Genomic DNA, 13,283 nt, shown 5'->3' on the forward strand with positions numbered 1-13,283 from the left:
TATAGGCGATAATGAGGACTATATGTAAGAGTTGAATAGACGGTGCCTGCCGACGTGCATCCCAAACGCACGCGGGAGAGCGCGCGTTGTGAAAATTATTAATAATTCGATGAACGGAACAGACCAATATGGAGAATAACAAGACAGGTGGGCTGCAAATGGACACCAATGATTTCAATAAAGAGCTCCATCACTATTACACAAAAATACGTGAAACGAATCATCCTTATTATTGGTATTGTTTGGCTAATACCCAGGCAAGAGCTGGATTAACTACTGAAGCACTGCAATCGATTGAGTTTGCCTTATCCTTTCCAAATCCTTTTCCTTCAAAGCACAAACTTTTAGAAATACGGGCGGGACTGCAATCAGCTGATTCTAGGCAAGTACAAACAAATGGTCCATCCATTGTAACTATAAAGAGAGGCGATATTGATGGAGACGGGATAAAGGATAATGTCTTTCTAACTGCATATAAAACTCCTGATAGTCCATTTTGGAAAGATATCACGTTGGTTGTCCAAAATGGGAGGACACATCACTATGATTCCATCCATTTTAAAAATAACTCTGGATACAACCCCACCCTTTTCCAAGGAGATTTTACAGGCAAAAAGGGCGATGATATTTTAGTGGTCATTGAAACCGGAGGAAGCGCAGGCACTATTTATGCGTATATATTTTCTTATATTAACGGTCAATTAAGGCAAATTTTTAATTCGGAAGTATTCAATGATTCCTACAAGTACGATGTGACATATGAAAATCAATACAAAGCAAAGGTCATCAGTTATCATCTCAAAGAAAAGTATATTCTTGACCTTACTTATAAGGGGAAGGAATATTTATCGGAAATTTATAGCCCCCAAGGTATTTTAAAGGCTCCCATTAATGGGTGGGTTAACCCTTTATCTGGTTTGTACCCGATTGATTTTAATAGGGATGATATTTATGAGCTCGAAGCGTATCAGAGGATAGCCGGCAGGTACAATGCTGACAATCTGGGATATGTACAAACCCTATTGAAATGGAACGGTCAGGTGTTTGGTCCTGACAGGCAGACAGTGGCAATGTCGGGTGGGGAAATGTAAAAAATGGACTGAAAGTAGGATTTATTAGAAATTTCAAACAGGTAAAAGATTATCATTTTCAGAAAAAATAGAACACTCACCCAAAAGGATGAGTGTTCTATTTTACATTACGGTAGGAAAGTTTTTTAAATATTCCTCTAAATGGAGTTACTTTTCTTTCTTAAATAACATGCAAGCTGCAGTTTCAGAACCAAGAGACTTAAAAGCCTTGATGACAAGCATAAGATTAATTAAACAATAGATGAACTAACTAGTGAATATTTACTCCTTGGCATTGGTGAAGGTAATAATAGGAAAAAGAGTGTTAAGTTTCTTCACAAAGTAGTTTACAGAATATTTAAAATTATTTAAGTTTGAATAAGCTCTTAAAAAATAAATACAGAGGAGGTGAATAGAGCTTATTGGATAAAAAGCTCAAACTACCAAACCATTAGCCTACTAACCAATCAGAAGAATCTTCGGAAATGAAAGTTGAACTATAAAATGAAGGAGATGAAAAGATGACAAAATCCATTGAAAAAATGAAATTGAATAATGTTATCACAGGGTGGGTGGATGATCATGCAGAGGATTTAATAGATTGGTCGACAAAAATTTGGAATTACGCCGAACTTGGGCTCCAAGAATATCAATCCTCGAAATTGTTAGCAAACAAGCTAGAAAAAGAGGGATTTTCCATTGAAATGGGAATCGCAGGTATGCCAACCGCATTTGTTGCGACGTGGGGGAAAGGGAAGCCTGTCATTGGGATATTAGGTGAATATGATGCATTACCAGGTCTTTCTCAAAAACTAGGGGCAAAAAAAGAGCCGATTATCCCAGAAGCCAGCGGTCATGGATGTGGACATAACATTTATGGAGTCGCTGCGGCAGGAGGGGCGATTGCGGCTAAGGAATGGATGGAAAAAGAAGGAATGGATGGGACCATTAAATTTTACGGCTGTCCTGCAGAAGAAACCCTTGTTGGAAAGGTCTTTATGGCAAGGGATCATGTTTTTGACGATGCAGATGTTAGTTTAACCTGGCATCCCAATTCGTTGAATTCATTATGGGCAAGCAGCTCTTTAGCGATGAATTCGGTCAAATTTAATTTCTATGGAAAATCGGCTCATGCTGCTGCCAATCCAGAAGCTGCGAAGAGTGCCCTTAAAGCTGTTCAATTAATGGATATTGGAGTCAATTTTTTACGCGAGCATTTAATTGATCAAATACGGATTCATTCAACAATCACAAATGGCGGAGGTGCACCTAATGTTGTTCCCGACAAGGCTCAGATTTGGTATTACATACGCGCACCACACCGGTCAGAAGTGGAAGTAACCTATGAAAAATTAATCAATATTGCCAAAGGCGCCGCCTTAATGACGGGAACGGATTATAATATTGACTTTATTACAGGATGTTATGATATGCTCCCGAATAAAGTTCTAGGACAAGTTTTACTGAATAACTTGAAAAAAGTGGGAGCTCCATCCTTTGATGAAAACGATATGAAACTAGCAAAAGAACTGACCGATTCCTTTGATCAAGGAATGAAGGAAGTAGTTGTAAAAACATCGGGTGCCCCTAATAATCTGCTAGACAAAATTTTGCATGATGAGGTGATCGAACCTTACGATGAAGGAAAATGTATGTCTGGGTCTACAGATGTCGCGGATGTTTCATGGAATATCCCGACAGCGCAATTTACAACAGCTTGTGCACCAATTGGGACGCCCGGACATTCTTGGCAAAATGTTGTCGCCGTAGGATCCACTATTGGTCAAAAAGGAATGATAACTGCTGCTAAGGTGATTGGTCTAAGTGTTGTGGAATTAATAGAGAATCCTAGTTTGGTCGCCCAGGCACAAGATGAATTCAGGAACGAAATAAAACATAAAGGGGGCTATGTGTCTCCATTACCTGACGGGATTAACCCACCAGTTCCATCTATTTAGAACCATTGTTTTTATAAAAAAATAAACTATTTCCCGAAAGGAGATTTATGATGAATAATCAAAATCTAAACGATTTAAGAAATGAAACAAAAAATGCTATTTCAAGTGCCATTGAATGGTTAAAGGAATATTTAACATTCCCGACTATTTCTGCACAAAATACAGCCATTCCAGAAACGGTCCGTTTTGTTGTGAAAATGATTGAAGAGGCAAAAGGGGAAGCCGAGGTTCTTGATGATTTAGGCGGCAACCCCGTCATTTATGGTTTTTTTCCAGCAGGAAGTAATGGTGATTCGACGAAAACTTTACTCTTTTATAACCACTATGATGTGCAGCCACCCGAACCACTTGATGAATGGATCTCTGAACCCTTTCAGCCTACGATTAGGGAGGGGAAATTATTCGCTAGAGGGGTTGCCGATAATAAAGGAGATTTGATTGCTAGATTAACAGCGATTAAGGTATTACAAAAAACGCAGGGAGGATTGCCCTGCAACATTAAATTTTTAATTGAAGGGGAAGAGGAAATTGGCTCCCCGAATCTTACACCATACCTTGAAAAATATCGTGATCGCTTTAAGGCTGACGCCTGTATTTGGGAATTTGGAGGAAAGGACGAACAAGACAGAATCAGCATGGTTGCCGGCATTAAGGGGATGGCTTATTTAGAGCTGACTTGTGCTGGTGCCGATATAGATATGCATTCTTCTGTTGGAGCGTATGTAGATAATGCGGCATGGAGATTAGTCCAGGCGCTTGCTACAATGAAAAATCAGCAAAATGAAATTTTAGTAGAGGGTTTCTTTGATGGCATTGAGGAGCCTTCCGAAGCAGTAAAACAATCTGTCCGTTCCTTGCCATTCAACGTGGAGGCTGTATCGAACCTTTATGGATTAAAAAGGCCGCTTATTACAGCAGCAAAAGGACAAGACCCAAGGGCCGCAATGGTCTTACATCCAACCATGACAATTTGTGGATTAATAAGTGGATATACTGGAGAAGGGGCGAAAACAGTTCTTCCTAAAGTGGCAAAGGCGAAAGTGGATTGTCGTTTGGTACCTGGTCAAGATCCAAATCATATACTTAGCTGTATTCAAAAGCATTTAGAAAAGCACGGATTTTATGATATCGAGGTCACCCTTGTAAATGGGCAGAAGGCCTACCGGTCTGACTTTAGTCACCCATTTATCTCTCATGTCATGGAAACGGCCACAGAAGTGTACCAAAAGGAAGGGATTTTAGCCCCTAATTCTGCTGGCACCGGTCCGATGTTTGAATTCGGTAAACAGCTTCAGCTGCCAATCGTTAGTACAGGGGTGGGCTGGGTTGGATCAAAGGCACATGCCCCAAATGAATCTATCAAACTACAAGATTTTGAAAACGGAATCGTCCATATGGCTTATATGCTTCTAGGCTTCCCTGAGTCGTTAAACGCTTCCCAGGAGAAACTAGAAGGCATAAAATAATCCTGTTTTCAAAGAAAGCAATGTTCTCCATTGAGAGAACATTGCCTTTTTATTATATGGAAGAAAACCTACCACAGAATTTTCCAGTAAGATAGAAACCGTTTACTTTATGAAAAGAAAGGGAAAGAAAGCGCTTATTTTTTAATTTTAATATTCTAAATTGTCAGAATAATAGATTGACGCTTGGAAAATTCTTCATTATACTCAGTGACATAAAGGTTACATGTCATATTAAATAACATCAAATGTAATCTAGTAACATCATAAAAGGTAAACGGAGGGATTTTTATGATTAAGGATTGGCATTTTCAATTGGAAGAAATGTACGAGCAGATGGTAGTGTGGAGACGGTATATGCATGAAAATCCAGAACTGTCATTCCAGGAAGTGCACACACCTAAAATGATTGCAGAAATTTTATCTGACTTTGGAATTGAGGTAAGAACTAGTGTTGGCGGAAGAGGGGTAGTCGGGTTGATTAGAGGGGCGAAGCCGGGGAAAACCATTGCCCTTAGAGCAGACTTTGATGCCCTTCCGATTCAGGATGAAAAGGAAGTTCCTTATAAATCCAAAGTACCAGGTGTGATGCATGCCTGTGGTCATGATGGCCATACAGCCACATTACTCGCGGTGGCAAAGGTGTTAAGCGAGAATCGTGAACAGTTATCCGGAAATGTCGTGCTGCTTCACCAGCATGCGGAAGAATTAGCACCGGGCGGAGCGATTGCGATGATCGAGGATGGTTGCTTAGATGGAGTGGATGCGGTGTTTGGAACACATCTAGCATCGGGTGCACCGCTCGGCACTTATTTAGTCAAAAACGGTTATACCATGGCTGCAGCAGATGCCTTTAAAATCAAGATCCAGGGTAAGGGTGGACATGGATCCTCACCGCATGAAACCATTGATGCCATCGCAATCGGCGCACAAATAATCAACCAGCTCCAATACATCGTGAGCAGACGGGTCAATCCACAACATTCCGCCGTTGTATCAGTCGGTTCCTTCCATGCAGGAAATGCATCGAATGTCATCGCAGATTCAGCCGTGTTAACCGGAACGATCCGATCGTTTGACAAAGACGTAAGAGTTCAAATCGAAGAAGAGTTCAGAACGATGGTGAGTGGCGTATGTTCCGCATTCCATGCTGAATATGAAATTGAATATAACAACGGTTATCCGGCTCTGTATAATCATGAGCGTGAAACTGAAGTTTTTAAAGATATCGTGAAAAATACATTAGATGAAGGCATGCTTGTAGATATGAACCCAATCATGGGTGCTGAAGATTTTGCTTACTATTTGCAGGAAAAACCAGGGATGTTCTTTCATACAGGTGCACGAAATGAAGAAATAGGAGCCGCCTACCCACATCATCATCCAAAGTTTGATTTCGATGAAAAAGCGATGATCTATGCTGGGAAAGCACTATTAAGCATTGTCCATCAATATACGGTAGAGAACGTGGAACAGATTCTCGAGGAACCTGCTTATTAAATCCAAGTTAGAAGAAGTTTAAGAATTTACCTGATTTTAAGCAGGGCAAGGGGTGAGGAAGATGTCCAACAAAATAATCGAAGTAGAAAATTTACAAACCGCATTTATGGCTGAAAAAGGAGAATTGATTTCGGTTGACGAGGTTACTTTCAACCTGGAGCCTGGAGAAACGATTGGGATTGTAGGTGAATCGGGCTGCGGGAAAAGTGTTACATCCTTGTCGATTATGAGATTGCTAGGGAAAAATGGTTACATAAAAAATGGTTCGGTTAAGATGAATGGCAAAGAATTAAACAAGCTAACAGAAGCCGAAATGAGACAGGTTCGCGGGAATCAGATCTCGATGATTTTCCAGGAACCCATGACTTCCCTGAACCCTGTTTATACCATTGGTAACCAGATGATTGAAGGGATCAAGCTACATTTAAAAAAGAGTACAAAGGATGCTAAAGAATATGCAATTGATATGCTGAAGCAAGTAAAAATCCCGCGGGCTGAGGAAGTGATGAATGAATACCCACACTCATTATCGGGGGGAATGAGACAAAGGGTCATGATTGCGATGGCCCTGTCTTGTAAACCTAAGCTGCTCATTGCCGATGAGCCGACGACAGCCCTTGATGTGACCATCCAAGCACAAATTTTAGAATTGATGAAAGAACTGAGAGAAGAATCCGATACCGCGATTATGTTAATCACTCATGATTTGGGCGTGATCGCTGAGATGGCAGATAAAGTCCTTGTCATGTATGCGGGGCAAGTGGTGGAAGAAGCGGATGTGTTTACGTTATTTGATGAACCGAAGCATCCCTATACAAAAGGATTAATTGAGTCGATTCCTCACCTTGAATATGAAGAGCATAAACGGCTTTATTCCATCCCAGGGATGGTACCAACCTTACAGCATATGCCTAAGGGGTGCAGGTTCCACACGAGGTGCCCATATGCTACTGAAAAATGTCTGCATGAAAAGCCTCCTCTTTCTTCTATTAATAAGGAAAAAGTTCATAAAGTCAGATGCTGGTTAGTGGAAGAAGAAGAGCATTTGACAAACGCGAAATCGATCGAGGAGGTTCAGGTATGAGTGTTACAACGGTTGAGACGAACATTGAAGATGTAAAAACAGTGCCTGATGTACCCTTGTTAGAGGTTCATAACCTTAAAAAATATTACCCTATTAAAAAAGGGATTATTCCCCGGACGGTCGGGCATGTAAAAGCGGTCGATGGTTTAAACTTCAGCCTCTATCCAGGAGAAACGCTTGCACTTGTAGGAGAATCCGGTTGCGGCAAATCGACCACGGGCCGGGCCATTGTGAAACTCGACTCTCCAACTGAAGGGAAAGTCATTTTAGAAGGAACCGATTTATCGAATATCAGTGGATCCGAACTAAGAAAAACCCGCACGAAAATGCAGATGATCTTTCAAGATCCCTACTCATCCTTAAATCCGAGAAAGAGGATTGGAGATCTTCTTTCGGAACCACTGCTCGCCCATAAACTGGCAGATAAAGAGGAGGTGGATCGAAAAGTAAATGAAATGCTTGAAATCGTAGGATTAACAAAGCTGCATCGAAGCCGTTATCCGCATGAATTTTCCGGAGGTCAAAGGCAACGGATTGGCATTGCCAGAGCGCTTATATTAAATCCAAAGCTGATCATTTGTGATGAACCGGTATCCGCCTTAGACGTTTCCATCCAGGCACAAGTATTGAATCTACTAAAAGATTTACAAAAAGAGTTTCAGCTTACCTATCTTTTCATCGCACATGGTTTAGGTGCTGTCAAATATATTAGTGATCGGATTGCGGTCATGTATTTAGGGAAAATTGTTGAACTTGGTCAAACAGAAGATATTTTTAAGAAGCCGAAACATCCCTATACACAAGGTTTACTGAGTACCTATCCCATTCCAAATCCACATATGCGGAACAGGGAACGAGTCTTAGTGAAAGGGGATGTTCCTAGTCCGGCCAACCCTCCTAAAGGGTGCAGTTTTCATACAAGATGTCCGATTGCTCAAGACATTTGTGGTGTGCAAACCCCGGAATTAATCGGTCTTCAACATCAAACAGCTTGTCACTTTCCATTAATGTAAACGAGGAAGGAGGGATCCTATGGTCCAGTATATTATCCGAAGAATTTTGATCGCTATCCCTGTCTTGTTTGGCGTAACGATCTTTAACTTTTTAATTATTAATCTGGCACCAGGAAACCCAGTCGACATGTATGTAAGTCCGGATGTAACGGCTGCAGACATTGAGATTAAGAAAGAAGCTCTTGGATTAAATGATCCAATCTATATCCAATATTGGCACTGGTTGGGGAATTTGCTTAAAGGTGATTTTGGTTTCTCTTACTCCACCTATGAGCCGGTTACGAATATGATTTTCGAACGATTGGGTCCAACCCTTATCCTGATGGGGTCTGCCTTAATCATTGCGTATCTGATTGCCATTCCAATCGGAATTCTAAGTGCAACAAAACAATATTCATGGATCGATTACTTGACGACTACTTTTTCTTTTCTTGGCGTATCGATTCCACACTTCTTTATGGGTTTAGGTGCGATTTATGTCTTTGCGATTATGTCGCAGATCTTACCGACTGGCGGCATGAATACACTTGGCGGTACTGGGGGATTTTCGGATACGTTATCTCATTTGATTATGCCCGCTATCGTCCTTGGGACAGGAATCGCAGGAAGTATGGTCCGCTATGTTAGGTCCAGTATGATCGAAGTACTGGGACAGGATTATTTACGGACGGCAAGAGCGAAAGGCTTAGGCGAATTTATTGTTACTAATAAACATGCGCTGAGAAATGCACTCATCCCGATTATAACGATCATTGGTTTGGATATCCCTCTTTTAATTGGAGGAGCCGTGGTCACAGAACAAATATTTCAATGGCCTGGACTTGGACAATTAACCATTCAATCCATCGGTTCACGGGATTATTCGGTGTTAATGGCCATTAACCTGATGGCTGCTTTCATGGTTCTTTTCTCAAATCTGCTTACCGACATCCTTTATTCCGTTGCGGATCCAAGGATTAAGTACAACTAATTTTCGGAAGGAGGAGGTTAAGGTGTCACTAGCAACTAAAATGGCAGGAATTCCGGTAGTCAATGATCTGAATCTCGACGTAAAACAAGAGGTGGGAAAAGAGGAAAGCTACTTAAGGGTCATTAGAAAAAAGTTTTTCAAACATAAACTAGCTGTTTTTGGACTAATTGTTTTCAGTTTAATCGTTTTAATGGCATTATGCGCTCCTCTTTTGGCACCTCAGAGTCCTTATGCTGTTAACGGGGAATTTGCTGATCAGCCTTCAGCTGAACATTTATTGGGGACAGACCAAGTGGGGCGGGATTTGTTAAGTAGATTGATTTATGCATCTAGGGTCTCCTTCGCTGTGGGTATCGGAGCGGTTGCTATTTACGTCGTAATTGGCACGATCCTCGGCGCTGTTGCTGGATACTTTGGAAAATGGGTGGATATGGTTATTATGCGTCTAACGGATGTGTTTATGTCCTTTCCTTATCTTATGGTCATCCTTGTCCTTGTCAGTATCATGGGACCAAGTCTCCTTAATATTATTCTTGTCATCGGATTATTGGGCTGGCCGTCGGTTGCCCGCATTGTTCGAGGCAGCGTCCTGATCATTAAAGAGATGGACTATGTGAAAGCGGGGGTTGCATTAGGATTACCTTCCTGGAAGATTCTCTTTCAACATATTTTGCCAAACTGTTTAGCACCTATTTTAGTCAATGCAACGTTTGGAATCGCCTCTTCGATTATATTAGAAGCCTCCTTAAGTTTCCTTGGAATGGGAGTACAGCCGCCAACGGCCAGTTGGGGAAATATGCTAAATGAAGCCCAGTCGCTAACTGTATTAGCCACGCAGCCTTGGTTATGGTTACCTCCTGGTTTAATGATTTTATTAGCTGTTCTATCCATTAATTTTATGGGCGACGGATTGCGCGATGCCATGGATCCAAAAAATTTAAAATAATTAATTAAAAAAAGAGATCAATTAGGGGGACATTATGGGTTATCTAAAGAGAACAGTAAGCTTATCCGCTATCGTCTTATCATTGGCTTTAACAGCATGCTCAGGTCAGAGTAAAACTTCTTCCACTGCTTCAACTGGTCAAACATCAGGCAGCAAAACCATGTATCTGGGAATGGTTAATCCGCCGATTAACTTCAGCACGATTAATTCCTCCGACATCGCTTCAGGTTTTATTGAAAAGTTTATGTTTGATTCCTTTTTAGAAATGACAGGTCCGCAAGAGTTTGTCCCAAAATTGGCGGATTCCTTTGAAACGACTGATAACCAAACCTTTACAATCAAGTTGAATAAGAATGCGAAGTGGTCTGATGGGAAGCCAGTTACAGCTGAGGATGCCGCTTTTACCTTTAACTTAATTGCAAATCCAAAGGTTGAAACCACTGTAGGCACCTATATCTCCGTCTTTGAAGGTCTTGATGGTACAGGCAAGTTAAAAGAAGGACAAACTCAAATTTCTTCGGTAAAGGTTATCGATCAACAAACAGTAGAATTTAAAACGAAAACACCTGTTGATCCGAATATGATTAAGGAACAACTGGGCTCAAAATTTATGATTCTGCCAAAACATGTTTTAGAGAAGATTGCGCCAGCTGATTTATCGAAGGATCCATTATTCACCAAACCAACGGTCACCAATGGCGCCTATAAGTTTGTTCAATATAAAAAGGATCAATATGTCGAATTTGTAAGTAATCCAGACTATTATTTAGGAAAACCAAAGACGAACAGCCTGTTTGTTAAAATTATGCCTGCTCCAAACCTCGTGGCCCAACTTCAGACAGGAGAGCTTCATATGAACGTGGCTGCAGGAATCGGAAAGATTCCGGCTCAAGACTATGAAACTGTTGAAAAGTTTAATAATGTAAAAACGAAAGAGGAGCCAACGATCGGTTTTCAAACGATGATGTTTAATACAACAAAAATAACAGATGCCAAAGTACGTCAAGCGCTTGCTTACGCCCTCGACCGTGAAAAATTCGTAGATAAGCTATTAAAAGGAAAAGGGGAAATAGTAGATGGGCCGTATACTTCGGTCAGCCCTTACCTTGATAAGGATTTAGAAAAATTCACCTACGATCCGGAAAAAGCAAAACAATTATTGAAGGAAGCTGGCTGGGACTTTAACCAGTCCCTTCAATTAGTAGTCCCAATCGGTAATAAAGTCCGTGAGCAGTCCGCGGATATTATTACCCAGAACCTAAAGGACGTGGGAGTAAAGGTTAAAGTCACAACGTACGATTTCCCGACCATTATGCAAAAAGGAAAAGCCGGAGAATTTGATTTGTTATTAATGGGCTTTACCTTTACTTTGGATCCAGAAATATCAACTCTTTATAGTAAGGCTGGTTCCTATAACTTTATGAGATATAATAATCCAAAGTCAGATGAGCTACTGTTAAAAGGACAATCAGAAGCTGATCCAGAAAAGAGAAAAGAAATTTATAATCAGCTGCAAGCAATTTGGGAGAAAGATGTTCCGATCATTTCACTTTATTCAGATTATGATTTCGCAGCCATTTCTAAACAAGTACAATTTGGAGAGCCTAAGATATTCGGATTCCATAATAAAATTCAGGATTGGTCCCTTGTTGGAGCAGAATAAGTAATCGAGATATCTTTAAAAAAATTGTTAATTCTTAATTATTTAGGGTGTCCTTTAAAATAGGGGCACCCCTTTTTAGCAATAAGAGTGATCATGAAGGCATCATCTTAAAACTAGATGATGCCTTAACATATGAATACATATAGATTTTTTAAGAAAGATAAACTATATATTTTTTATTTGACGTGACAGGTAGTGGCCAAGTTGTATTACTTGAAGCCAATCATGTCTTTTTGTATAAAATAAAAATAGAAAAAACTAGAAAAGGTGAGACCATGAGTCAATTATCCGAGTTGTTATCCAATCAACACAATCAAAATGTCGAGGATTTAAAAGAGTTGCTCCGGATTCCAAGCATCAGTTCCTTATCTGAGCATAAAGAGGACATTCAAAAAGCGGCTTCATGGATTGCCAATAAATTAGAAAGCATTGGAATGGATCATGATGAAATCGTCCAGACAAAAGGTCATCCGATAATCTATGGGGACTGGCTTCATCAGGAAAACGCTCCAACAGTCTTAGTATACGGCCATTATGACGTACAGCCAGTTGACCCTGTTCATTTGAATATGTCTCAAGATGAAGAGAGTTGGTTCGCTGAATGGAAAGAAGAAATGGAAAGAGACCATTCAGTTTCTATTGATTATTTAGGTGAAGACTTTTATAAAAAGGAATTAATAAAAGAAAAAAACACATATATTAGGAATGAATATTTCCAACATCAGATTAATAATATACTCAATCAAATAAAATAACGCCTGGAATTAACATCACCTAAACAAACTCATGAAGAGAATTTGTTTGAAAAAGTAATAGAGAAGTTTGATGAAGATAAGTTTTATCTTTTTAATAGTCTTTTAGAATCAAATCAATTTGCACATTCAGATAACATAACACATTATTATGAATTTATTAGTTGGGCAACAAAACCATCACGGTCGTTTTTAGATGAAGATGTTCAATTTAGTTTTTTATATTTTATTTGTGAATTCGAAAAGGTATTAGATTTTATTGATAATAATTTCTTCTATAATAATGATGTAGCAGATGGAATTGTTTTTTTAGCACCTCATTTTAAAAGTGATAAATATGATAAATACAGAGAACTTAGAGAACATTTATACAAACTTTGTGAAGACCTAAAATATTACTATGAAAACTTTTCAAATCAAGCCAAAAAAAGAATTTTTTTGAGATAAAGAGTTACTTATTTCAAAAAAAAACACACATAACAGAATATTATTAAAATAAATAAATGATTGATAAAAGATAATCACTATACGATAATAAAACTGTGTAGATATACTTTAGAAACGTTGATATATAGCAATTTAGAAGGGGCTGAATGGGGTACTGGTGTCCTCCACAGTCTTCAAAACTGCTTGAGACCTGCGTGCCAGGTCTGGTGGGTTCGATTCCCACGCAGACCCGCCAACCTAATAATATCAAGGATTCTTGAGAATTCTTTCTGAGGCTGAGATGCTAGAAATCATTTATGCTTTAGCTAAATGTCATAGTTACAATATTGAAAAGGTATAAGAGGTACGACAAAAGAATGCAGAAAAAACAAGGGGATTCGAAGAGAAAATTTTCTTAATTGAATTTTGAAGATTAAT

At 39.6% G+C, this 13,283-nt stretch carries 11 protein-coding genes and 1 tRNA gene; all 12 read left to right on the forward strand.

The features are described from left to right. Positions 1–158 precede the first annotated feature (158 nt). Positions 159–1,091 carry a VCBS repeat-containing protein gene (locus tag J7E67_RS03780; RefSeq protein WP_214711642.1) on the forward strand — a complete coding sequence of 311 codons (933 nt, stop codon included), beginning with the start codon at positions 159–161 and terminating at the stop codon, positions 1,089–1,091. A gap of 500 nt (positions 1,092–1,591) precedes the next feature. Then, positions 1,592–3,028: an amidohydrolase gene (locus tag J7E67_RS03785; protein ID WP_214711641.1), complete on the forward strand. Its 1,437-nt coding sequence runs from the start codon at positions 1,592–1,594 to the stop codon at positions 3,026–3,028. A gap of 50 nt (positions 3,029–3,078) precedes the next feature. Continuing rightward, positions 3,079–4,494, forward strand: a complete 1,416-nt coding sequence (locus J7E67_RS03790) for a M20/M25/M40 family metallo-hydrolase (RefSeq protein ID WP_214711640.1) — start codon at positions 3,079–3,081, stop codon at positions 4,492–4,494. Between the two features lie 288 nt (positions 4,495–4,782). Then, the gene (locus J7E67_RS03795) at positions 4,783–5,991 is read left to right on the forward strand and encodes a M20 family metallopeptidase (RefSeq protein ID WP_214711639.1); all 1,209 of its coding nucleotides are present in this window, start codon (positions 4,783–4,785) and stop codon (positions 5,989–5,991) included. A gap of 61 nt (positions 5,992–6,052) precedes the next feature. After that, positions 6,053–7,075, forward strand: coding sequence for an ABC transporter ATP-binding protein (locus J7E67_RS03800; protein WP_214711638.1), 1,023 nt, complete (start codon positions 6,053–6,055; stop codon positions 7,073–7,075). Beyond that, positions 7,072–8,088 (forward strand): ABC transporter ATP-binding protein, encoded by a 1,017-nt coding sequence (locus J7E67_RS03805; protein WP_214711637.1) that lies wholly within the window; start codon positions 7,072–7,074, stop codon positions 8,086–8,088. Before J7E67_RS03800 ends, J7E67_RS03805 begins: the two co-directional genes overlap by 4 nt. Positions 8,089–8,107: 19 nt before the next feature. After that, a complete protein-coding gene (locus J7E67_RS03810; protein WP_214711636.1) occupies positions 8,108–9,058 on the forward strand; it encodes an ABC transporter permease in 951 nt (316 codons plus the stop codon). Between the two features lie 40 nt (positions 9,059–9,098). After that, entirely contained in the window at positions 9,099–10,004 is a 906-nt protein-coding gene (gene opp4C / locus J7E67_RS03815; protein ID WP_214711794.1) for an oligopeptide ABC transporter permease, read from the forward strand. Positions 10,005–10,038: 34 nt separating this feature from the next. Then, positions 10,039–11,667, forward strand: coding sequence for an ABC transporter substrate-binding protein (locus J7E67_RS03820; RefSeq protein ID WP_214731034.1), 1,629 nt, complete (start codon positions 10,039–10,041; stop codon positions 11,665–11,667). Between the two features lie 275 nt (positions 11,668–11,942). After that, entirely contained in the window at positions 11,943–12,422 is a 480-nt protein-coding gene (locus J7E67_RS32025) for a hypothetical protein (RefSeq protein ID WP_214711634.1), read from the forward strand. A gap of 42 nt (positions 12,423–12,464) precedes the next feature. Further along, entirely contained in the window at positions 12,465–12,866 is a 402-nt protein-coding gene (locus J7E67_RS03830) for a hypothetical protein (RefSeq protein WP_214711633.1), read from the forward strand. Positions 12,867–13,004: 138 nt separating this feature from the next. Next, positions 13,005–13,101: transfer RNA gene (locus J7E67_RS03835), tRNA-Sec, on the forward strand. Positions 13,102–13,283 lie beyond the last annotated feature (182 nt).

This window comes from Bacillus sp. ISL-46 (assembly GCF_018613205.1).

Coding starts and splice junctions, on each gene's coding strand:
- J7E67_RS03790 (WP_214711640.1), top strand. CDS start 3,079: ATGAATAATCAAAATCTAAACGATTTAAGAAATGAAACAAAAAATGCT.
- J7E67_RS03795 (WP_214711639.1), top strand. CDS start 4,783: ATGATTAAGGATTGGCATTTTCAATTGGAAGAAATGTACGAGCAGATG.
- opp4C (WP_214711794.1), top strand. CDS start 9,099: ATGGCAGGAATTCCGGTAGTCAATGATCTGAATCTCGACGTAAAACAA.
- J7E67_RS03820 (WP_214731034.1), top strand. CDS start 10,039: ATGGGTTATCTAAAGAGAACAGTAAGCTTATCCGCTATCGTCTTATCA.
- J7E67_RS32025 (WP_214711634.1), top strand. CDS start 11,943: ATGAGTCAATTATCCGAGTTGTTATCCAATCAACACAATCAAAATGTC.
- J7E67_RS03785 (WP_214711641.1), top strand. CDS start 1,592: ATGACAAAATCCATTGAAAAAATGAAATTGAATAATGTTATCACAGGG.
- J7E67_RS03800 (WP_214711638.1), top strand. CDS start 6,053: ATGTCCAACAAAATAATCGAAGTAGAAAATTTACAAACCGCATTTATG.
- J7E67_RS03805 (WP_214711637.1), top strand. CDS start 7,072: ATGAGTGTTACAACGGTTGAGACGAACATTGAAGATGTAAAAACAGTG.
- J7E67_RS03810 (WP_214711636.1), top strand. CDS start 8,108: ATGGTCCAGTATATTATCCGAAGAATTTTGATCGCTATCCCTGTCTTG.
- J7E67_RS03780 (WP_214711642.1), top strand. CDS start 159: ATGGACACCAATGATTTCAATAAAGAGCTCCATCACTATTACACAAAA.